Below are 20998 nucleotides of genomic sequence, written 5' to 3'. Positions count from 1 at the left end.
ATCCCATGGCCATGAACCTGAACCAACGCATCGCCAGCTACGGCAAGAAGCTCACCAAGAGCGAGCAGCGCCTGATCGCCGAACTGCAGGCCCAGCACCCGCAGGGCCTGCTCGAATCGGCCACCCAATTGGCGAAGAAGGTGAACACCAGCGCCTCCACCGTGGTGCGCCTGCTCATCAAGCTGGGTTACGAAAGCTATGCGCAGGCGCAGATGGAGGCCCGCTCGGAGGTGACCGCCCTGCTCGCCACGCCCGGCACGCGGGCCAGTGCCGTGATCGGCGACGACATCTCCATCCGCTCGTGCCTGGACAACGTGCTGATGCACGACCAGCACAACCTGGCCACCACCTTCGCCGCGCTGGACGTCGCGGCCTTCGAGGCCACGGTGCGCCTGCTCACCCAGCGCAAGGCGCGCGTGCACGTGCTCGGCCAGCGCCACGGGGCCCCTATCGCCAGCCACCTGGCCTTGCACCTGAACCTGTGCCTGCCCGATGTGCGGCTGATGACTTCGGCCAGCCCCCTGCCCATCGAAGACGAGATGCTCTGGATCGGCGAGCACGACGTGCTGCTGGCCCCCACCTTTCGCCGCCATTCGCTGGCCATCACGCGCGCCGCGAAATACTTCAAGGAGCAAGGCGCCCAGGTGGTGGTCATGACCGACACCCCCACCGCGCCGCCCGTGGTCTCGGCCGACCACGTGCTGCTGGTGCGCACCTCCAGTGCGTCTCCGTTCGACTCGTACACCGCGGCGCTGTCGGTGTCCAACGCGCTCATCATGGCCGTGGCCCAGCGCCGCAAGAAGGAGCTCGGCGCAGCGCTGGAGCGCGGAGAGGCCCTGTGGGCCAAGCACTGGAAGGAAAACCCGGGCTGAGGGCCGCTTGCGGGAACTCGCGCCCCGCCCGGCGCATCCCATGGCGATGCACACCACCGCCCTGCCCCGGCGCACCGTCGCCGCCGCCCTGGTCGCCGCCCCCGCGCTCTGGCTGGGCGTGCGCGCGCAGCCGGCCGCCGCGCGCATCGCCACCCCATCGCAGTCCGAGGGGCCGTTCTACCCCGTGCGCCTGCCCGACGATGCCGACCACGACCTGCTGCGCAACGGCCCGCTGAGCTACCGCGGCGGCCAGCCGGCCTGGGTGGAAGGCACAGTGACCGACCTGGCGGGCAAGCCCGTGCGCGGCGCGCAGGTCGAGATCTGGCAGTGCGACGAACACGGCCACTACCACCACCCGGGCGACGGCGGGCGCGCCGATGCCGCCTTCCAGGGTTTTGGCCGGGTGACCGTGGGGCAGGATGGGAGCTACCGCTTTCGCACCATTCGCCCTGTGCCCTACAGCGGGCGCACGCCGCACGTGCACTTCAAGGTGCGCCTGGGCCCGCGCGAGCTGCTGACCACCCAGCTCTACGTGGCCGGCGATGCGGGCAATGCGCGCGACGTGCTGTGGCGCAATCTGTCCGAAGCGGGGCGCGATGCGATCACCGTGCCGTTCACGCGCGGTGCAGATGGACTGCAGGCGCGCTTTCCGATCGTCGTGGCGGCCTGAGCGCGGGCAAGTTCACTACTTGCGGCGGTAGAACACCATGCCACCGTGGTGCAGTTCGTCGGCATTGACGAAGGTGCCGTCAGCAGTGAAGCCCGTGTCGTCCCAGTACGCAATGCGGTTTCCCTGCACTTCATACCGCCCCTGGTAAGCACTGGCGCGCGTGCCACGCGCCTCGTCATAGCGGCCATTGGGCAGCAGCTCCTGGCGGATCTGGCCATCGCCAGTCACCCACATGCCGTGGTACTTCGACGCATCCGACGGTGTGGTGGCCAAGGCGGGCTGGCGCGCAGCCATGGCCGCAAGCACCGACCCGGCAAGGACCAGCGCAAACGTGGAATGGGAAAGGTAGTTCGTCATAGTGAAATTTCCTGTTGGTTCACACCGCCTCAGCCACGCCGCTGCACCGGCGAATCGCCGAAGATCAGCCGCTGCGGCATGGGCATGCCAATGAAGCGTGCGGGGAAGATGGGCGCGATGGCGCTGGCCTCGGTGAGGCGCGCCATCTGCTCCTGCGTCAGCTGCAGGCCCAGTGCGCCGATGTTGTCGCGCGCCTGTTCCAGCGTGCGCGCGCCCATCACCGGTGCCGTCACGGCGGGGTTGGCCAGGGTCCAGGCAATGGCCACCTGCGAGGCGCTGGCCCCCACCTCGCTGGCGACCTGCTGCACCACCTCGGCAATGTCCAGCGCGCGCTCGGTCATGTGGCCCGACGAGGCGATCACGCCCTTGCGCGATGCCGACACACCCGCCTCGGCCTGCTGCGCCAAGTCGCTGCGCGTGTACTTGCCGGCCAGCAGCCCCCCGCCCAGTGGTGACCAGGGCAGCACGCCCAGCCCCAGCGCGGCCGCCATGGGGATCAGCTCGTGCTCCACCGTGCGCTCGAGCAGGCTGTATTCGATCTGCAGGGCCACCAGCGGCGCCCAGCCGCGCAGGTCGGCCAGGGTCTGCAGGCGTGCGATCTGCCAGGCCGGCGTGTTGCAGATGCCCACGTACAGCACCTTGCCCGAGCGCACCAGGTCATCCAGGCCGCGCATCACCTCCTCGGGCGAGGTGGTGAAGTCCCAGGCGTGCAGGTAGAGCAGTTCGATGCGGTCGGTGTCGAGTTGGCGCAGGCTGGCCTCGACCGAGCGCTGCAGGTTCATGCGGTGGTTGCCGCCAGAGTTGGGGTCGGCCGGGTCGCGCGCCATGGTGAACTTGGTGGACAGCACCAGCCGGTCGCGCCGGCCCTTGATGAGCCCGCCCAGGATGCGCTCCGAAGCGCCGCCCGTGTAGTTGACCGAGGTGTCGATGAAGTTGCCGCCCTGCTCCACATACAGGTCGAAGATGCGGCGCGACTCGTCGCCATCGGCGCCCCAGCCCCAGTCGGTGCCGAAGGTCATGGTGCCCAGCACCATGGGCGAAACGCGCATGCCTGATCGTCCGAGCAGGCGGTAGTGATTGAGTGCATTGGGTGCGGTCATGAAGGCTTCCTTTAAAGCGGGTTGGTATGGAAAGAAGTGTTGCCGCGACCCTGCCCGAGGGCGTAGAACATTCGTCCGCCGTTCTTGCACGATCATCCAGCCCCGCGTGCCACGCGCCTGCAGCGGGTGGACAATGGCAGCCATGCATTCGCAACTCGCCACCCTCGCCAACATCCTGGGCCGCCATACGGCCACCGACGGCATCCACCCCAGCGCCATCCCCGGCGTGGGGCTGATCCGCACCTCGGCCCCCACCATGCCCATGCCCGTGGTGTACGAGCCCACGCTGTGCCTGGTGGCCCAGGGGCGCAAGCGCGCGGTGCTGGGCACCACCGGCTACATCTACGACGCGGCGCAGTACCTGGTGGCGTCGGTGGACCTGCCGGTGATGGGGTCGGTGATCGAAGCCAGCCCCGAGCGGCCCTACCTGTGCCTGGTGCTCGACCTGGACATGGCGCGCCTGAGCGAGCTGGCGCTGCGCCACCCCGCGCCCAGCGAAGAGGCGGGATCCCCGGCGCGCGGCATCGCGCTGAGCCAGACCACGCCCGAACTGCTCGATGCCGCCGTGCGCCTGGCATCGCTGCTCGATGCGCCGCAGGACATCGCCGAGCTGGCGCCCCTGGTGCAGCGCGAGATCTTCTACCGCCTGCTCACCGGGCCGGGCAACGGCCTGGTGCGCCAGCTGGCCCAGGCCGACAGCCGGCTCAACCAGATCGCGCGCGCCATCGCCTGGATACGCGGGCGCTACACCGAGGCCTGGAGCATCGACGAACTGGCCGACGTGGCGGGCATGAGCCGATCGAGCTTCCACGTGCACTTCAAGGCCGTGACCTCGATGAGCCCGCTGGAGTTTCGCACCCAGCTGCGCCTGCAGGAGGCACGCCGCATGATGGTGGCCGAGGCCATGGATGCGGCCAGTGCGGGCTTTCGCGTGGGGTATGAGAGCCCCTCGCAGTTCAGCCGCGACTATGGCCGCGCGTTCGGCCTGCCGCCGGCCAAGGATGCGCAGCGCCTGCGGACTGCCACGGCATAGGCCAGACGGACCTCACAGGATGATGTTGTTGCGCGGCCGCAGCAGCGGCGGCAGGTCCGTATCGCCCAGCAGCTCGCGCAGCTCCACCTCGACCATGCGGTTGATCTGGGCGATGGGCACATCGTTGGCACCGCCCTCGAACGGGTTCTCGGTGCTGGCGCCGACCTGCTCCAGCGTGGTGTACATCCACGAGACCACCACGCTGAAGGGCACCACCAGCCAGACCATGTGGCCCTGCATCCAGCCGCTGGCCAGCGCATTCAGCGCATCGAATTCCTTGAGCAAGCCAAACGGCAGCAGCACGCAGAAGAAGCGGATGAAGAAGGTGTTGATGATCGCGTACTGGCGCGGGTACGGAAAATTCTTGATGCGCTCGCTGCGCCCCTGGTGGTCCAGCAGCTCCTTGAGGGCCTTTTCCATCTCGATGAAGAAGTTGATGGGGATCTCGCCGGTCTGGAACAATTTCAAAATTGTGCTGCTCTGATTGGCCAGCAAGGCCGTGGCCTTGTTGCGCGAGGCAAGCACTGCGCGTAGCTCGTCCGCCTCCAAAAACCTGGCCAGCTCCACCTCCAGCGCCGTTTCCTGCTCGGGTACGCAGTAGCGGCGCTGGTACTCGGCATTGGTGCGCTGGTTGGTGCTCTCCCACGCGCGGTGCCGGCGCATCTGGTAGCGCAGGGCCGTGACCCAGGCCAGGTGCCGGTGGACCAGTTGCCGGGTGGCCGCCTCGTTCTTCAGGTAGTCACGGCTTACCAGGCCCCAGGCCCGGCTGGCGTTGAGGATGCCGGTCCACACCTGCTGCGCCTCTACCGTGCGGGAATAGGTCTGGGTGTTCTTGAAGCTCACGATGAACGCGGTGGCGGTGCCGATCAGCGCCACCACGGTCCAGGGCACGCTCAGCCAACGCCAGTGGGCCAGTTGGTACAGGCAAACGGGCACCAGGCCCAGGGCGATCAGGACATACAGCTCCCGCCGCGTCCAGACCATGAACTCGGAGAGCCGGTATCCCCTGCCAACGTTCATCGCTGCGTCATCCAGGTTTCGAATGTGATGGCGCCCAGGCGCGGCGCATCGCCCGGCGTGAGCGATGCGTCATCGAGCTGCACGCCGAAATACGGCGCCGCGGCATCGGCCACCACGGTGCGCGCATCGCCGATGGCCGCCAGGTAGCGCCGCACCAGCGCGGCCAGCCCCACGCGCTCGGGCCCGGCGATCTCGATGGTGCCGTTGACCGGGGCGCCCAGCGCTGCATCGGCCATGGCGGCGGCCACGTCGTCGGACGCGATGGGCTGCACCAGCGCGGGCGACAGGCGCACCGTCTGCCCCTCGGTGCCCGCCTGGGCGATGCCGGAGAGGAACTCCATGAACTGCGTGGCATGCACGATGGTGTAAGGGATGGCCGCTGCCTTGACGAGCTTTTCCTGCGCCAGCTTGGCGCGGAAGTAGCCGCTGGCCTGCAGCCGCTCGGTGCCCACCACCGACAGCGCCACGTGGTGCTGCACACCGGCCTCCGCCTCGGCCGCCAGCAGGTTGCGGCCCGAGGTCTCGAAGAAGTCGAGCACGGCCTTGTCTTCGAACGAGGGCGAGTTGGCCACGTCCACCACCACCTGCGCGCCCGCCAGCGCCTGGGCCAGTCCTTCGCCCGTGAGCGTGTTGACGCCCGTGTTGGGCGATGCGGCCACGGCCTCATGGCCGCGCGCGGTGAGCTCTTTGACGAGCTTGCTGCCGATGAGGCCGGTGCCTCCGATGACGACGATCTTCATGGTGTTCCTTGGGGTAAATGCGGTTCGATGCCTGAATGGTAGGATCGATGCCATCCGTCTCAAATGACCAATACCCCTGAAATCCTGCCAAAACGCGCGCACACCCGGCGCGTGCTGTTCGTCGCCTTCCCCGACGTGGGCCTGCTCGACCTGACGGGTGCGCAGACCGTGTTCTGGGCGGCGACCAAGGCCATGGAGGCGCGCGGCCTGCCGGGCTACGAGCGCATCACCGCCAGCCCCGATGGCGGCCTGGTGCGCAGCGCCGAGGGGCTGGAGCTGCAGACCGTGGCGCTGCGCCAATGCCGCGCCAGCACGGTGGACACGCTCATCGTGCCCGGCTCGCCGCACATGGATGGGGTGCTCGACCAATCCGCCCCGCTGGTGCAGTGGCTGCGGCGCGCATCGGCCAAAACGCGGCGCACCGCATCGGTGTGCAGCGGCGCGTTTTTGCTGGCCGCGGCCGGCCTGCTGGACCACAAGCGCGCCACCACGCACTGGCTCATGTTCGACCGCATGAACGAGCGCTTTCCCACGGTGGAGATCGACCGCGACGCGATCTTCGTGCAGCAGGGTGCCGTGTGGACCTCGGCCGGTGTCACGGCCGGCATCGACCTGGCGATGGCGCTGGTGGAGGCCGATTGCGGCCACGACGTGGCCATGGAGGTGGCGCGCGAGCTGGTGGTCTACCTCAAGCGCCCCGGCGGGCAATCGCAGTTCAGCGCCCTGCTGCGCTCGCAGGCCGACAACTCACCCGCGTTCGAGGAGCTCAACCTGTGGATATGCGCCCACCTGCAGCGCGACGACCTGACGGTGGAGTTCCTGGCCGAGCGCGCCCGCATGAGCCCGCGCAACTTCGCCCGCCAGTACAAGGAAAAGACCGGCCGCACGCCGGCCAAGGCCGTGGAGGTGTTTCGCCTGGAGGCCGCCAAGCGCCTGCTGGAGGACTCCACCCACCACATCGACCGCATCGCCACCCAATGCGGCTTTGGCGACGAGGAGCGCATGCGCGTGACCTTTCAGCGCCACCTGGGCGTGGCGCCGCGGGACTACCGCAGGCGCTTTGCACGCAGCTAGGGGTTACCGCAAGAGCGCCCCATCGAGCGCCATGCGCACGGTGCGCAGCGTGAGCACGGCCAAGGCGATGCTCAGCGCGCCCAGCAGCGCGATGGCGACTACCCACAGCGGCCCGCTCGCACGGAACTGCGCATACTGCAGCGCCGCATTGGCCAGCGCCGCCATGGGGAACCTGATGGCCCACCAGCCCGGCGTGAACGGGATGCCGGGCCGAAAGACCTTGGGCGCCACCACGGCGAACATGAACAGCCCGACATAAAACAGCATGCCGGCAAATCGGTCGATACCGCCCGCCAGGTTGGCGTAGGCCAGAAAGCCCACGGCAAACGGCGCCAGCAGGATCATCAGCGAGGGCGCCATGGCGGGTGGCAGCGGGTCGCGGTGCACCAGCCGGCCGATGATCAGCGTGAGCAGCACCAGGGCCAGCATGGCGCCGACGGCGCCCGACAGCAGGTTCACCTCCCCCGCCCAGGCCATGGGCATGTGCCCACCGGTCACAGGGATGTCTAGCGTGGCCACGCAGGGCACGATCCAGGCCGGCAGGGCGTTCGAAGCATCCACCTGCCCCTTGAGCAGGCGCGACACGGCCACGAAGCACAGCACCAGCGTGGCCACCACGCCCACCGTCCAGAGGCCCTGTGCAGCCGGCGCGCTGTAGGGCCCGGCCACGGCCGACAGCAGCAGCACCGAGATGGCGATGGTGCCGAAGAAGTTGCCCGCCACCGGGTGCTGGAACTCGGCGCGCACGGCATCGGGGTGCTTCACCAGCTTGGCCAGGTAGCCGGCCGAGAGCAGCACGAAAACGCCCAGGGCGAATACCCCGATGGCCTCGCCAACGAAGGCCGGCGCGCCCAGGCTGCCGTGCGCCAGCCGCCAGGCCAGCGCTAGGCCGCTGAGGCCCATGACCGATGCGAACAGGTTGACAGGCAGGTTGCGCACCGAGGCTTCGGTGCGCGGATGAAATGCCGATGGAGAAGGATGGACAGAGGGGGTTTGCACGGCGGGCTCGCTTGGCAGAATTTGCATGGATAGGTAGTTTCTGCCAAACTGGCGCGGCTGTCCCAGGCAAGGCACGGCGTTTTCTGCCAATCACCGGGCCCTCACTGCCATGCGCATCGCCATCCTCGCATTTCCCCGCTTTCAGCTGCTCGACGTGGCCGGGCCGGCGGACGTCTTTGCCGAAGCGGCGCGCCAGCTGGGCCAGCCGCGCGCCTACCAGGTGCAGGTGCTCAGCGCGAGCGCAGGCCCGCTGCGCAGCAGCAGCGGGTTGCGCATGGCGGTGGATGCCACCGTGGCCACGCACCGCGGCGCCATCGACACCCTGCTGGTCGCAGGCAGCCCCGACCTGAACGACATGGCCAGTGACGCACCGCTGCAGGACTGGCTGCGCCGCCGCGCACGCACGGTGCGCCGCTATGGGTCGGTGTGCACCGGCGCCTTCGTGCTGGCGGCCAGCGGCCTGCTGGACGGCAAGCGCGTGGCCACGCACTGGAACTCCACCGCCCGCCTGAGCGCGGCCTACCCCAAAGCCTGCGTCGAAGCCGACGCCATCTACGTGAAGGACGGCAGGCTCTTCACCTCTGCCGGGGTCACCGCGGGCATGGACCTGGCCCTGGCCATGGTGGAGGAAGACCACGGCCGCGAGCTGGCGCTGCGCGTGGCGCGCGAGCTGGTGATGTTTCTCAAGCGCCCGGGCGGGCAAAGCCAGTTCAGCGCCCACCTGGCCGCGCAGACGGCCGAGCGCCCCAGCGTGCGCACGCTGCAGGACCATATCCTGGCGAACCTGAAAGGCGACCTGTCCGTGCCCGCCCTGGCGGCGCACGCCGGCATGAGCGAGCGCAGCTTTGCCCGCACCTTTCGCAGCGAGACCGGCACCACGCCCGCGGAGTTTGTCGAGAACGCCAGGATCGATGCCGCGCGCCGCCTGGCCGAGGAATCCGACCTGCCCGCCAAGCGGCTGGCGGATGCCGTGGGCTACGCCAGCGTGGACGGATTTCGCCGCGCGTTCACACGCCGGCTGGGGGTGGGCTTGGTGGAGTACCGCAGGCGGTTTGCGAAGTGAAAACGCTGGACCCGGTGCGCTGGCCCCGCGGCAATGCGCGCAGCGCTTCGGGCACTTTGTCGCTCCAGTCCGCTTTGCTCCAGTCCGGAATGCAGCCTGGCGTATTCCCCAGCCCACTCACTCAGCAACGGTTCGCCGCGCGCAGCAAGGCGTTGCACGACGCGGGAGCGGGGGCGGGAGCAGTAGCAGCGCCGCCGCCCTGCCCCGCCATGGCCGTGCAGATCGCATCCGACTGCGGCGTCTGGCCGAAGGTCATCGCCTTGGTGAACTGCGAGGGCGAGTACATGTAGCAGGAATAGCTGGCGCCCTCGCGCGTGCGAACGCGGTAGTTGATGCGGCCGTTGCTGCCTTCTTCCTTCTGCTGGTCGCTGATGGTGAAGCTGCCGACTTCGCGGCCAATGGCCTGCGACGTGCGCTGCTCAATGCCTTGCTGCGTGACGGTGGTGCCGCAACCGCACAGGACCAAGAGGGATGCGGCGCACGCAGAGAGGGTTCGCGGAAAAGTCATGGGCATGGTTTCGAAGATGGAGGAGATGGAGAATGGCCAGTTGCATTGCGCATTGCCCTGCGCGAGCGAGGGCAACACGGTCCAGGCCATTGTGGAAGCGCATCGCGGGCTCGGGAACCCTACCGAGGTATGGTGTGGATGCGCCCTTTGGTTTGGTCGCTACCAGTCGAATGCCTGCTGGCGTGACACCAACGGCCAGCGCCCCAATACCACGTGCTCGCCCAAGCCGTACAGGCTGTCCACGAGCATGAACTCGGACACCCGCCAGGCCACCGGCGCAATGGCGCGCCGGGCAAAAGGCATGTGCTGGTAATCCAGCGTCACATGGGGGCTGAAACTGCGGCGAATCTGGCTCTCCTGAAAGCCCACCCGTCGCATGGCCTGTGCCAAACAGTGTTCAAAATCGCGGATGCCACGCAGGCCCGCGGCCCGCCCTGTCAGCTGCGCCATGCTCTTGCCATCGCGGCCCATTGTGGACTGCACGACATCCAGATGGATATCGAACGGCTCTGCGACCACGGTTCGGGCGGCTTCCATCGCCAGCTCCAGCTGACAGCCTGGAACGCGGTCCAGAAAGCGCCCCATTTTCTCCACGGTGATGTGCAAGCCCTCCACGCGCATGGGTGCGCCATGCAGGGGACACGGCGGCAAGCCAAGGGCGTTGAGCAGGCCAACGACGCGAAGCGCGATGTGCGATGGCGGAACAACGAAAAAGTAGAGATCGTGGGGCTGCGCCATGGCGATCAGCGATTGGGTTGGGATGCCACCCATTTTGCACAAATACTGTATAAAAATACAGTATTCAATTCATCTCTGCATGCAAGGCCGGGTCAGGTGGAGAAGAAAAAGTGACAGGTCCGGAAGTGGCCAGGGCCCGCAATAATGGCTGTCGCCACCGACCCAAAGTGCCGTACCGTGAACATCAACACCCTGCGCAAAAAGGCCAAGGCCCACACGATCGAAGTCGAAGACATCCTGGCGGCCGCCGCACGGCGCACTCCGGGCCTGCAGGCAGAACTTCAGCGCCTGTCTGCCGAGCTGGAGTGGTCCCATGCACCGCATCCTCCCGCTGGCGGCCATGTCGTGCCCTTCGCCCGATGGGCCGAGGTTGCGGGGGCCTATGCGGAGGACGGCATTCCCGGCCTTGCAGGGTGGCTGCACGCGCAGGCCGGACGCGAGACACCCGGCTACTACGTGCTTGCGGTCCTGCAGGTGCTCAAGACGCAGGAATCCAACGACGCCCTCTTCTCCCTGTTTGCCGATGCGCTGGACGATCCAGCGAGCCACCTGAGCGACGCTTCGGAACTGGCAGCCACCATCAACCTCAAGTTCTCGTTCAAGGGTTCCCTGCCGCCAACGCCCGCCCAGGCCGACCGTGCGCGGTCGTTTCTGATGGCGCTCTATCCCCTGGCGCACAAGGAGTCCCAGCGTTGCAACGTGGTATGCGCCATGCGGGGCGTAGGCGACGAGACCACGGCCGAATTCCTGGCCACGGTCAAGCCCTTTGGCGGCCCGTATGGGGGGCTGGAAAAGTCTGCACAGCAGGCCATTCGCAAAAGGCTGCGAAGCGCGGCCGCGGCGGCCCCATGACCTTCGATTTCCTGTTCTTCCGCTTCAAGCGCGCGCCCAGTGCCCTCGCCTGGTCGGGCTTCGCGCTCGACCAGATCGCAGCCCATGGCCAGGCCCCTTCGCTGGTGGGCGGCAAGAAGTCTGGATGGCGCAAGGCCCCGCTAGGCCGAGAGGGGCTGATCGCGGCGATTGCTGCATCCAGCAACCGCTCAGTCCAGGCTGGCAGCAACCCCAGAAGCCCGGATCCCCTGGATGGTTGGGGCATCTACTGCGCCCAGCCTGGCGCGCACGATGCCCACCTCTGCCGCTACCGCGAGCCCTCCACCCACTCCAACCTGCACGACTGGTTGGTCGCCTCGGCCCAGGCCTTGGCGGGTATCGCCGAGATCCGCTATGGCTTCGGCTATTCCGGGCGCGCGCCGAAGGATGTGTACTTTGGCCTGGGCATGTCCGCAGGCAAGCCGAGCCCGGAACTGGCCCCGCTGTTTGCCGACGAGGAAAAGGTGGCACGCTGGTTTCGCGCTTGCGCATGGAAGACAGACCAGGGGTATGCCAGGGATGCGTTTCCCGCCAATGTGCTGGACCAGGATTTTTTGCAGACCGCCCTGCCCGACGGGCCGCTGGCCGTCAGCCTGGAGGAATTTGGCGAGCTGGCGCAGATCACCCCGTGCCTGCATGCCTGGTCGATTGCATCGGAAGGTCAACGGCAAGCCGCATCCGCCTTTTTGGCGCAGCGCCAGTTGTCCGTGGCATCCCACTCGTATGGGAGCCATAGCCAGGTCAGGCCGGCAGGTGGATAGCAGGAATAGCCGCCTCAACATCGTTCGTTGAGGCGCTACCGTGTGCGCGGCAGGGCCCCCAAGGGACCTCTCGCCTCACTCCCACTCAATCGTCGCCGGCGGCTTGCTGCTCACGTCGTACGTCACCCGGTTGATCCCCCGCACCTCGTTGATGATGCGCCCCGACACCTTCTTGAGCAGGGCATACGGCAGCTCGGCCCAGTCGGCGGTCATGAAGTCGCTGGTCTGCACGGCGCGCAGGGCGACGACGTAGTCATAAGTGCGGCCATCGCCCATCACGCCCACGCTCTTGACCGGCAGGAAGACGGTGAAGGCCTGGCTGGTGAGGTCGTACCAGGTCTTGCCGGTGGCCTCGTCGACGTGGTTGCGCAGCTCTTCGATGAAGATGGCGTCGGCGCGGCGCAGCAGGTCGGCGTACTCTTTCTTCACCTCGCCCAAAATGCGCACACCCAGGCCGGGGCCGGGGAAGGGGTGGCGGTAGACCATTTCGGGCGGCAGGCCCAGGGCCACGCCGAGTTCGCGCACTTCGTCCTTGAACAAATCGCGCAGGGGCTCCAGCAGCTTGAGACCCAGTTGCTCGGGCAGCCCGCCCACGTTGTGGTGGCTCTTGATGGTGACGGCCTTCTTGCTCTTGGCGCCGCCGGATTCAATCACATCGGGGTAGATGGTGCCCTGGGCGAGGAAGGTGGCGCCCTTGGCACCGGCGTTGCCGGCCTTGAGCTTGGCGGCCTCGGCCTTGAACACGTCGACGAACAGGCCGCCGATGATCTTGCGCTTGGCTTCGGGCTCGCTCACGCCGGCCAGCTTGCCCAGGAACAGGTCGCTGGCGTCCACGCGGATGACCTTGGCGTGCAGCTTGCCGACGAACATGTCCATGACCATGTTGCCTTCGTTCAGGCGCAGCAGGCCGTGGTCGACGAACACGCAGGTGAGCTGGTCGCCGATGGCGCGGTGGATGAGGGCTGCGGCCACGGACGAATCGACGCCGCCGGAGAGGCCGAGGATCACCTCTTCATCACCCACCTGCTGGCGGATCTGTTCCACAGCTTCGGCGATGTGGTCGCGCATGACCCAGTCAGGGCTGGTGCCGCAGATGCCGAGCACGAAGCGGTCGAGCAGCGCCCTGCCCTGCACGGTGTGCGTGACTTCGGGGTGGAACTGCACGGCGTAGAAGCGGCGCTCTTCGTCGGCCATGCCGGCGATGGGGCAGCTGTCGGTGCTGGCCATGAGCTTGAAGCCCGGGGGCAGCTCGGTGACCTTGTCGCCGTGGCTCATCCAGACGTTGAGCATGCCATGGCCTTCAGGCGTGGTGAAGTCGGCGATGTCCTTGAGCAGTGCGGTGTGGCCGCGGGCGCGCACGGCGGCAAAGCCGAACTCGCGCTTGTGGCCGCCCTCGACCTTGCCGCCCAGTTGGTGGGCCATGGTCTGCATGCCGTAGCAGATGCCGAGCACGGGCAGGCCGAGCGTAAACACGGCTTCGGGCGCCTTGTCGGTGGTGTCTTCGTACACGCTGGCGTGGCTGCCCGACAGGATGATGCCCTTGAGCGAGCCGTCCTTGGCGTAGTCGCGCACCCACTCGTCCGTCACGTCGCAGGGGTGTACTTCGCAGTACACGTTGGCTTCGCGCACGCGGCGGGCGATGAGCTGGGTGACTTGCGAGCCGAAATCGAGGATGAGGATTTTCTGGTGTTGCATGGCGTTGGGCGGCGGTTGGGGTGTTTACTTAAAGGCTGGAGAGGTCGAGAAGCGGTACGCCGCTGCGCTGGGCAGCGGCTGCCTGGGCGGGGTCGAAGGTGGCCAGGGGCAGGCGCAGCGAGCGGGCCAGCCACAGGTAGGCGGCGTCGAAGGTGGGCAGGCCGGTGTCGAGCGCCACGTCCATCACGGCCTTGTGCTGGGCGGGGGCCAACTCGTGCAGCTCCACGCGGTGGCGTATGGCTTCGAGCACGCCCCACAGGCCTTCGACCGATGGGGGCGGGATGCGGCCGCTGTGCACGCCGCTGCTGATGAGGTTGCTGCACTCCCACTGCCAGAGGTTGGGGGCCTGGGGCTCGACCTCGTCGCGGCGGATCAGGGTGTACAGGCGGCGCGTGTGCTCGCTGGCTGCGTCGGGCAGCAGCCAGGCGGCGGTGACGGAGGCGTCGAGGACGAAGGCGGTCATGCGGCGCTCCGGCCCTTGCGGCGCAGGTTGTCGGGGCTGGCCGCATCGGCCACGGGGCGGATGCTGGCGTGCAGCGCGTCGATCTGGCCCAGCTCGCGGGCGATCTGTTCGTCGGTGATGACGGGGCGGCGGCGCACAGGCAGCAGGCGCACCACCTCTTTGCCGTGGCGGGTGATGCGCACCTCTTCACCCTGCTCGACCAGCTCGATCAGGGCAGAGAACCTGCTCTTGGCTTCATAGATGCCGACGGACTGCATGGATGCGCGGACCCCCAAAAAGAAAAAGTCTGGCCTGAATGGTGAATTCAGACCAGACTATATCATTCTGACTAGATATTTTCAATCAGGCCAGATTAGGTGACTCACCTTCAGTCAGCGCGGTAGTTCGGCGCTTCCTTGGTGATCTGCACGTCGTGCACGTGGCTTTCGCGGATGCCGGCGGTGGTGATCTCGACGAACTCGGCCTTGTTGTTCATGTCGTCGATGGTGGCGCAACCGCAGTAGCCCATGGCGGCGCGCACGCCACCGGCCATCTGGAAGACGATGGAGACCATGGAGCCCTTGTAGGGCACGCGGCCTTCGATGCCTTCGGGCACGAGCTTGTCGGCATTGGGGTTGCCGGTGGTCGATTCCTGGAAGTAGCGGTCGGCGCTGCCCTGCTGCATGGCGCCGATGCTGCCCATGCCGCGGTAGCTCTTGTAGCTGCGGCCCTGGTACAGGATGACTTCGCCGGGGGCCTCTTCGGTGCCCGCGAACATGCCGCCCATCATGATGGTGCTGGCGCCTGCGGCGAGGGCCTTGGCGATGTCGCCGCTGTAGCGCACGCCGCCGTCCGCGATCAGCGGCACGCCGGTGCCTCGCAGGGCGGTGGCCACGTTGTCGATGGCCATGATCTGGGGCACGCCCACACCGGCCACGATGCGCGTGGTGCAGATGGAGCCAGGGCCGATGCCGACCTTGACCGCGTCGGCACCGGCTTCGACCAGTGCCAGCGCGGCCGCGCCGGTGGCGATGTTGCCGCCGATGACGTCGATCTGCGGGTAGTTCTGCTTGACCCAGCGCACGCGCTCGATCACGCCCTTGCTGTGGCCGTGGGCGGTGTCGACCACGATGGCGTCCACACCGGCCTTGACCAGGGCTTCGACACGCTCTTCGGTGCCCTCGCCCACGCCGACGGCTGCGCCCACGCGCAGGCGGCCCGAGGCGTCGCGTGCGGCGTTGGGGAAGCTGGTTTGCTTGGTGATGTCCTTGACGGTGATCACGCCCTTGAGCTCGAAGGCGTCGTTCACGACCAGGATGCGCTCGAGCTTGTGCTTGTTGAGCAGCGCCTTGGCTTCGGCCGGCGTGGTGCCGTCCTTTTCGTTGACGGTGACCAGCTTTTCGCGCGGGGTCATGATCTGGTGGACCTTGACGTCGTAGCGCGTCTCGAAGCGCAGGTCGCGGCCGGTGACGATGCCCACCACCTTGCCACCGTCGCACACCGGGAAGCCCGAGATGCCCAGTTGCTCGGACAGCTGCAGCACCTGCAGCACGGTGTGCTCGGGGGTGATGACCACGGGGTCGCGCAGCACGCCGGATTCGTAGCGCTTGACCTTGGCCACCTGGGCGGCCTGCTCCTGCGGCGTGAGGTTCTTGTGCACGATGCCGATGCCGCCCTCCTGGGCAATGGCAATGGCCAGGCGCGCCTCGGTCACGGTGTCCATGGCGGCGGACACAAGGGGCAGGTTCAGCTGGATGTTACGGGAGAGTTTCGTCGCGAGGGACGTGTCCTTGGGCAGGACCTGGGAGTACGCTGGCACCAGCAACACATCGTCGAAGGTGAGCGCTTTTCCAAGAAGGCGCATGAGAAAGCTCCAAAAGACGGATTGTACCCGCGTGGCGAAGAACCCGTTGGGTACCGTGCGGCGCTGCAGCATGTCCACCCGTCCCCCCGCACTGGCGGCAGACTTGTTGCACGGCTAAACTTGCCTGCATGAAATTGCACAAGATTGTTTTGCTGGCCGTCGCCTGTACCTGGGCGATGGGTGCTGCCGCCCAATGGCAGTGGATCGACAAGGACGGCCGCAAGGTCTTCAGCGACCGCCCACCACCGCAGGACATCCCGGAAAAGAACATGCTCAAGCAACCGGGCTTCGGGGGCCCGCGCGTGACCACGCCGGCTGCCGCCGCACCTGCCGCTACGGCCACCCCGGCGACGGGCGCAGCCTCTGGCGCAGCGGCGGCCCCTGCGGCAGCGGCCAGCACCGCCGCCAGCGGCAAGGACAAGGAACTGGAGAAGCGCAAGGCCGAGGCCGAGGCTGCCGAGGCCGCCAAGAAAAAGGCCGAAGACGATAAGCTGGCCAAAGCCAAGGCAGAAAACTGCACCCGCGCCAAGGCTGCCAAAGCCATGTTCGACTCGGGCGTTCCGATCAAGCAGAACACGGCCCAGGGCGAGCGCGTGTTCCTCGACGAGGCCCAGCGCAATGCCGAGGCCAAGCGCATCGACGGGGTCATTGCCGCCGACTGCAAGCGCTGAGTCTGGCAAAAAGCCTATTCGTTGCAGAAAAACGGCGCCTCGGGCGCCGTTTTTGTTTCATTTAGTATCCTGATTTGCCACCCGGCCGCTGCCTTGCAAAGAGGCCCGTGGCGCGTGCACCCTGGCGCGCAAAGCGCTCGCGGCGCGCCACCTTGGGGTCGACCTGGAGGCCCCGGTACAGCTCCACCCGGTCCTGGTCCTTGAGCACGGTGGTCTCTGGCAGAACGCGGCCCCAGATGCCGCACACCATGCCCTCGCGCTGCGCGGCCATGGGCCCGGCGGCCTGCAGGGCGTCGCCCAGGGTGCTGCCAGGCGGCAGTTGCACCGTGCATTCGCTTACCTGGCGCGGCGCGAGCGAGACCACCACCGTGATCTGCATTGCCGCAGGCACGGCAGTTGCGCCCTCATCAGCCATACACCTGCTCCGCGCGCTTCACGAAGGCATCGACCATGCTGCCCGCGATGCGGTCGAACACGGGGCCCACCAGCGCGGCCAGGGCGGCGTTGTCGAAGCCGTAGTTCAGGCTCAGCTCGACCTTGCAGGCGCGCTGGCTGCCGTCGCCCACGGGTTGGAAGTGCCAGTCGCCGTCGAGCTGCGAGAACGGCCCCTTGACCAGGCGCATCTGCACGCGCCGACCCGCCTCGTGCGTGTTGCGCGTGACAAAGGTCTTGTGGATGCCGCCAAAGGCAATGCCGACCTCGGCCGTCATGCCCTCATCCGACTGCTCCAGCACGGTGGCGCTGTCGCACCAGGGCAGGAACTCGGGGTACTTGGCGACCCCCGTGACCAGGGCGAACATTTCTTCGGGGCTGTACCAGATGAGGACGGACTTGTTGACGGTTTTCATGCAGGAAGGGGGTTCTGGTCGGGACCATCGCAGGATGAGAGTGATCGGCCAGAGAACATCAGGGACTCACACCCTAAAATGACAGACTCGAGACCAACATTGTAGGGAGGCCTTTTATCTCCTCATTTGCGCCTCAATTAATAACCCATGGCCAAGAAACCCGATCCAACCGCCCGCATTGCCGATAACAAGAAGGCGGCCTACAACTATTTCTTCGAAGAACGCCACGAGGCAGGCATGGTCCTGTACGGCTGGGAAGTGAAGGCACTGCGCGAAGGCAAGGTGCAGCTGACCGATGGCTACGTGATCATCCGCGATGGCGAGCTGTTCCTGCTGGGCTGCCAGATCAACCCGCTCAAGACCGCTTCGACCCACGTCAACCCCGATGCCATCCGCACCAAGAAGCTGCTGCTCAAGAAGGATGACATCAAGCACCTGATCATCAAGGTCGAGCAAAAGGGCTACACGCTGGTGCCGCTGAACCTGCACTGGAAGAACGGCTACGTGAAGTGCGAGGTGGCCCTGGCCAAGGGCAAGGCCGAGCACGACAAGCGCGACACCATCAAGGACCGCGAAGGCAAGCGCGAAGTCGAGCGCGCGATGAAGAGTCGCAACCGCTGACGCCTGGCAGACAGGTTCTTCCAGTTTTTTTCATGCGCGGTGGAATAAACCACTGCGCCCCGGTGTTGATGGAGGTGCTGGGCGGCGTTGGCCGTTGCCTGCAAACCCCTCTTCTTCCACCTGGAGAAACCATGAAAAAGATCCTGTCCATCGCTGCGTTCCTGGCCGTTGCCGGCTGCTCCTCCATGGCCGCCGACGGCCCCGTGAAAACAATGGATGGCGTGCTCGTGGGCGCCGGCGGCATGACGCTGTACACCTTCGACCGCGACGCTGCGGGCAGCGGCAAGTCGGTGTGCAACGGCCCCTGTGCCACCAACTGGCCGCCGCTGATGGCCGACAAGGCGCCTGGCGCCGACTACAGCGTTGTGACCCGCGACGATGGCAAGACCCAGCTGGCCTACAAGGGCAAGCCGCTGTACTACTGGGTCAAGGACAGCAAGCCGGGCGACAAGACCGGTGACGGCTTCAACCAGGTGTGGCGCACGGCCAAGCCCTAAGAATGAACCGCACCCAGGTCGTCGAGCAGCTGCCCGCATTGCGCCGCTATGCGCGCGTGCTGACGGGCGATGCCTGGGCGGCCGACGACCTGGTGCAGGACACGCTGGAGCGGGCCTGCAGCAAGTGGCTGCTGTGGCGCACCGGCAGCGATCTGCGTGCCTGGTTGTTCACGCTGATGCACAACCTGTACCTCAACCAATTGCGCACCCAGCCGCCGCAGCCCCACCTGGATGTGGATGAGCTGCACGACAGCCTGCAGGCCAGCGCCGGCCTGGGCGACGACGCGCTGGACCTGGAGCGCTGCCTGCAGCGCCTGCCACCCGAGCAGCGCGCCGTGCTGCTGCTGGTGACGCTGGAGGACATGGACTATGGCGACACGGCGCGCATCCTGGGCATTCCCGTGGGCACGGTGATGTCGCGCCTGTCGCGCGCGCGCAGCCGCCTGCGCCTGTTGATGGAGCGCGCACCCGCCACAACGGCCCCGGCCCCCGATGCACCCACCGGCCAGCCAACCGCCTTGCGCCGCCTCAAATAAATGAAGCCCGAGCGCCAGCCCACCATGGAAAAACACCACCACCCTGCCCCACCCGCCGACGATGAAGCCGCATGGCATGCGCTGGCGGATGGCCGCCTGTCGCCGGCGGATGCCGCCGCCCTGAGGCAACGGCTCGAAGGCCAGGCCGGTGCCGAAGAGGCCGTGGCACACTGGCAGCAGCAGCGCCAGCAACTGCGCGCCCTGCACCAGGGCATGCTGGCCGAGCCCGTGCCCGAGGCCCTGGTGGCCGCCGCGCTGCGCACATCGGCGCGCAGGGAACGGCAGGACCAATGGTGGCGCTGGGGCGGCATGGCGGCATCGGTGCTGCTGGCGTTTGCGCTGGGCTGGACCGGGCGCAGCCTGTGGCCCGGCATGGCCAGCCCCCCAGGGCCCATGCTGGCACTGGCCAGCACCACCACCGCACAACACTTTGCCCAGCAGGCGGCCGTGGCGCATGCGGTGTACCAACCCGAAGTGCGCCACCCCGTGGAGGTGCCGGCCGCGCAGCAGGAGCACCTGGTGCAGTGGCTTTCCAAGCGGCTCGGGCGCCCGCTCAAGCTGCCCGTGCTGGCAGACGAGGGCTACGAGCTCATGGGTGGCCGGCTGCTGCCCGGCGAGGCTGGTGCGCGCGCGCAGTTCATGTACCAGAACCGCCAGGGCGAGCGCATCACGCTGTACCTGGGCGCCGTCGCGGTGGGCAAGCCCGGCGCGGCAACGGCCGCAGCGAAGAAGCCCGATGCCGGAGAAACCGCCTTCCAGTTCACCAGCGAAGGCCCGGTCCCGGGCTTTTACTGGGTGGACCAGGGCTTTGGCTATGCGCTCAGCGGCCAGCTGTCACGCCAGCAACTGCTGGTATTGGCGTCGGCGGTGTACCGGCAGCTCTAGCGTTTCTTCTACGGAGCCGCTTTCAGCCGTATCAGGCCAGTGCGGCCAGGGGGTGCGAGTGCGCGGGCCAGGGGCTGGCGAAGAACGGCGCCACCATGGCGGGCGTGACGTCTTCGATGCGCGCGGGGTTCCACTTCGGCGCATGGTCCTTGTCCACGGCCAGGGCGCGGATGCCCTCCACCGTTTCGCTCTGGCCGGGGCGCAGGTAAAAGCAGTGGCGCACCATGTCGCGCTCCATGCGCAGGTCATCGGCCAGGCCCATGCCGCGGGCGCGGCGGATCTGCTCGAGCACCACGTGCAGCATCAGCGGGGAGCGCTTGCGCAGCGTGGCGGCGGTGGCGCGTGCCCAGTCGGAATCGGCGGCTTCGAGCGCGCGCACGATCTCGCCCACGGTAGGCCGGGCAAAGTAGGCATCGGCCTGCGCCAGCGCGGCCGGCACGCCCTGGTTCTTGGGCAGCAGGTGCGAGACTACGAAGGCCTTGACGGCGTTGGCATCGGCAAACGGCTGCGTGCCCAGGGCCTCCCACACGGGGGCCTGCTGGTCCACGGGGATGCAGCCATCGGCCAGGTTGCAGGCCACGGCCGCATCGGCACCGATGGTGTCGCCCGTGAGCGCCAGCCACTCGCCCGCACTGCCGGGGCAGCGGGCCAGGAAGTAGCCGCCGCCCACGTCGGGGAACAGGCCGATGGCCGTCTCGGGCATGGCCATCTTCGTGCGCTCGGTCACCACGCGCAATGCGGCGCCCTGGCTGATGCCCATGCCACCGCCCATGACGATGCCGTCCATGAAGGCGATGTAGGGCTTGGCGTAGTTGTGGATCAGGTGGTTGAGCGCGTATTCCTCGGTGAAGAAGTCCTCGAGCTGCGGGTTGCCCTGGCTGCCGGCCTGGTGCAAAAAGCGGATGTCGCCACCGGCGCAGAAGGCACCGAAAGGGCCTTCCTTGTTGCTGCCGCGGATGGCCACGGCCAGCACCGCGTCATCGTGCTGCCAGGCGAGCAGGATGGCCATGAGATCGCGCACCATGCCCAAAGAGAGCGCGTTGAGCGCGCGCGGGCGGTTCAGCGTGATGAAGCCCACCTGGCCGCGCACCTCGCTGAGCACCTCGGGGGCTGCTGCTGCGGCTGGTGCCGTAT

The 20998-nt window shown here is 67.4% G+C and carries 26 protein-coding genes; 12 read left to right on the top strand and 14 right to left on the bottom strand.

Translation table 11 applies throughout. The features are described 5' to 3' along the window. The first annotated feature begins 11 nt into the window (after positions 1–11). A complete protein-coding gene (locus tag PMI14_RS19350; protein WP_035204655.1) occupies positions 12–872 on the top strand; it encodes a MurR/RpiR family transcriptional regulator in 861 nt (286 codons plus the stop codon). A 40-nt stretch (positions 873–912) separates the two neighbouring features. Next, the gene (locus PMI14_RS19345; protein ID WP_007857005.1) at positions 913–1542 is read left to right on the top strand and encodes a protocatechuate 3,4-dioxygenase; all 630 of its coding nucleotides are present in this window, start codon (positions 913–915) and stop codon (positions 1540–1542) included. 15 nt (positions 1543–1557) lie between these two features. Here PMI14_RS19345 and PMI14_RS19340 read toward each other — a convergent pair whose 3' ends face one another. Beyond that, positions 1558–1899: an Atu4866 domain-containing protein gene (locus PMI14_RS19340; protein WP_035204640.1), complete on the bottom strand. Its 342-nt coding sequence runs from the start codon at positions 1897–1899 to the stop codon at positions 1558–1560. Positions 1900–1928: 29 nt separating this feature from the next. Next, entirely contained in the window at positions 1929–2999 is a 1071-nt protein-coding gene (locus tag PMI14_RS19335) for an aldo/keto reductase (protein ID WP_007857003.1), read from the bottom strand. Positions 3000–3141: 142 nt separating this feature from the next. On the opposite strand from PMI14_RS19335, the gene PMI14_RS19330 reads away from it, so the two are divergent. After that, a complete protein-coding gene (locus PMI14_RS19330) occupies positions 3142–4032 on the top strand; it encodes an AraC family transcriptional regulator (RefSeq protein WP_007857002.1) in 891 nt (296 codons plus the stop codon). Positions 4033–4044: 12 nt separating this feature from the next. Here the strand turns inward: PMI14_RS19330 and PMI14_RS19325 are convergent, their stop codons facing one another. Then, complete coding sequence (locus tag PMI14_RS19325) at positions 4045–5052, bottom strand: bestrophin family protein (protein ID WP_007857001.1); 1008 nt, start codon at positions 5050–5052, stop codon at positions 4045–4047. Next, positions 5049–5792 carry an SDR family oxidoreductase gene (locus PMI14_RS19320; RefSeq protein WP_007857000.1) on the bottom strand — a complete coding sequence of 248 codons (744 nt, stop codon included), beginning with the start codon at positions 5790–5792 and terminating at the stop codon, positions 5049–5051. Before PMI14_RS19320 ends, PMI14_RS19325 begins: the two co-directional genes overlap by 4 nt. A gap of 63 nt (positions 5793–5855) precedes the next feature. On the opposite strand from PMI14_RS19320, the gene PMI14_RS19315 reads away from it, so the two are divergent. Then, positions 5856–6866, top strand: a complete 1011-nt coding sequence (locus tag PMI14_RS19315; RefSeq protein ID WP_007856999.1) for a GlxA family transcriptional regulator — start codon at positions 5856–5858, stop codon at positions 6864–6866. A 3-nt stretch (positions 6867–6869) separates the two neighbouring features. On the opposite strand, the gene PMI14_RS19310 is transcribed toward PMI14_RS19315, so the two are convergent. Then, positions 6870–7892 carry an SLAC1 anion channel family protein gene (locus PMI14_RS19310; RefSeq protein WP_007856998.1) on the bottom strand — a complete coding sequence of 341 codons (1023 nt, stop codon included), beginning with the start codon at positions 7890–7892 and terminating at the stop codon, positions 6870–6872. Positions 7893–7974: 82 nt separating this feature from the next. Here PMI14_RS19310 and PMI14_RS19305 point away from each other — a divergent pair, with 82 nt between their 5' ends. Next, entirely contained in the window at positions 7975–8928 is a 954-nt protein-coding gene (locus tag PMI14_RS19305; protein WP_007856997.1) for a GlxA family transcriptional regulator, read from the top strand. A gap of 121 nt (positions 8929–9049) precedes the next feature. On the opposite strand, the gene PMI14_RS19300 is transcribed toward PMI14_RS19305, so the two are convergent. Both PMI14_RS19300 and PMI14_RS19295 read right to left on the bottom strand, forming a co-directional pair. Beyond that, on the bottom strand, positions 9050–9436 hold the full coding sequence (locus PMI14_RS19300) for a hypothetical protein (RefSeq protein WP_035204650.1): 387 nt from the start codon (positions 9434–9436) through the stop codon (positions 9050–9052). A 159-nt stretch (positions 9437–9595) separates the two neighbouring features. Next, the gene (locus PMI14_RS19295; protein ID WP_146187904.1) at positions 9596–10174 is read right to left on the bottom strand and encodes a 2'-5' RNA ligase family protein; all 579 of its coding nucleotides are present in this window, start codon (positions 10172–10174) and stop codon (positions 9596–9598) included. Between the two features lie 177 nt (positions 10175–10351). Here PMI14_RS19295 and PMI14_RS19290 point away from each other — a divergent pair, with 177 nt between their 5' ends. Beyond that, a complete protein-coding gene (locus tag PMI14_RS19290; protein WP_035204638.1) occupies positions 10352–11026 on the top strand; it encodes a hypothetical protein in 675 nt (224 codons plus the stop codon). Further along, entirely contained in the window at positions 11023–11805 is a 783-nt protein-coding gene (locus PMI14_RS19285; RefSeq protein ID WP_007856993.1) for a hypothetical protein, read from the top strand. The genes PMI14_RS19290 and PMI14_RS19285 overlap by 4 nt, the downstream gene beginning before the upstream one ends. Before the next feature lie 75 nt (positions 11806–11880). Here PMI14_RS19285 and guaA read toward each other — a convergent pair whose 3' ends face one another. From guaA to guaB, 4 genes are all read right to left on the bottom strand, one after another. Continuing rightward, positions 11881–13500 carry a glutamine-hydrolyzing GMP synthase gene (gene guaA, locus PMI14_RS19280; RefSeq protein ID WP_007856992.1) on the bottom strand — a complete coding sequence of 540 codons (1620 nt, stop codon included), beginning with the start codon at positions 13498–13500 and terminating at the stop codon, positions 11881–11883. A 28-nt stretch (positions 13501–13528) separates the two neighbouring features. After that, positions 13529–13963: a type II toxin-antitoxin system VapC family toxin gene (locus PMI14_RS19275; protein WP_007856991.1), complete on the bottom strand. Its 435-nt coding sequence runs from the start codon at positions 13961–13963 to the stop codon at positions 13529–13531. Beyond that, positions 13960–14220 (bottom strand): type II toxin-antitoxin system Phd/YefM family antitoxin, encoded by a 261-nt coding sequence (locus PMI14_RS19270; RefSeq protein WP_007856989.1) that lies wholly within the window; start codon positions 14218–14220, stop codon positions 13960–13962. Before PMI14_RS19270 ends, PMI14_RS19275 begins: the two co-directional genes overlap by 4 nt. Positions 14221–14330: 110 nt before the next feature. Further along, positions 14331–15806: an IMP dehydrogenase gene (gene guaB, locus PMI14_RS19265; protein ID WP_035204648.1), complete on the bottom strand. Its 1476-nt coding sequence runs from the start codon at positions 15804–15806 to the stop codon at positions 14331–14333. A 128-nt stretch (positions 15807–15934) separates the two neighbouring features. Here guaB and PMI14_RS19260 point away from each other — a divergent pair, with 128 nt between their 5' ends. Then, entirely contained in the window at positions 15935–16477 is a 543-nt protein-coding gene (locus PMI14_RS19260; RefSeq protein WP_007856987.1) for a DUF4124 domain-containing protein, read from the top strand. Between the two features lie 61 nt (positions 16478–16538). Here the strand turns inward: PMI14_RS19260 and PMI14_RS19255 are convergent, their stop codons facing one another. Beyond that, on the bottom strand, positions 16539–16892 hold the full coding sequence (locus tag PMI14_RS19255; protein ID WP_007856986.1) for an RnfH family protein: 354 nt from the start codon (positions 16890–16892) through the stop codon (positions 16539–16541). Further along, positions 16885–17325: a type II toxin-antitoxin system RatA family toxin gene (locus PMI14_RS19250; RefSeq protein ID WP_007856985.1), complete on the bottom strand. Its 441-nt coding sequence runs from the start codon at positions 17323–17325 to the stop codon at positions 16885–16887. The genes PMI14_RS19255 and PMI14_RS19250 overlap by 8 nt, the downstream gene beginning before the upstream one ends. 147 nt (positions 17326–17472) lie before the next feature. On the opposite strand from PMI14_RS19250, the gene smpB reads away from it, so the two are divergent. From smpB to PMI14_RS19230, 4 genes are all read left to right on the top strand, one after another. Further along, the gene (smpB, locus tag PMI14_RS19245; RefSeq protein WP_007856984.1) at positions 17473–17946 is read left to right on the top strand and encodes an SsrA-binding protein SmpB; all 474 of its coding nucleotides are present in this window, start codon (positions 17473–17475) and stop codon (positions 17944–17946) included. 131 nt (positions 17947–18077) lie between these two features. Next, positions 18078–18443, top strand: coding sequence for a hypothetical protein (locus tag PMI14_RS19240; RefSeq protein WP_007856983.1), 366 nt, complete (start codon positions 18078–18080; stop codon positions 18441–18443). Positions 18444–18445: 2 nt separating this feature from the next. Further along, positions 18446–18979, top strand: coding sequence for an RNA polymerase sigma factor (locus tag PMI14_RS19235; RefSeq protein ID WP_007856982.1), 534 nt, complete (start codon positions 18446–18448; stop codon positions 18977–18979). A gap of 24 nt (positions 18980–19003) precedes the next feature. Beyond that, entirely contained in the window at positions 19004–19864 is an 861-nt protein-coding gene (locus tag PMI14_RS19230) for an anti-sigma factor (RefSeq protein WP_108016512.1), read from the top strand. Positions 19865–19895: 31 nt separating this feature from the next. Here the strand turns inward: PMI14_RS19230 and PMI14_RS19225 are convergent, their stop codons facing one another. Beyond that, positions 19896–20966, bottom strand: a complete 1071-nt coding sequence (locus tag PMI14_RS19225) for an enoyl-CoA hydratase/isomerase family protein (RefSeq protein WP_035204646.1) — start codon at positions 20964–20966, stop codon at positions 19896–19898. Positions 20967–20998: the final 32 nt, after the last annotated feature.

This window comes from Acidovorax sp. CF316 (assembly GCF_000276605.1).
Classification (GTDB): Bacteria; Pseudomonadota; Gammaproteobacteria; order Burkholderiales; family Burkholderiaceae_C; genus Acidovorax.
Note: the sequence above shows the minus strand (reverse complement) of the source record. Positions and strands in the feature narration are given on the sequence as shown.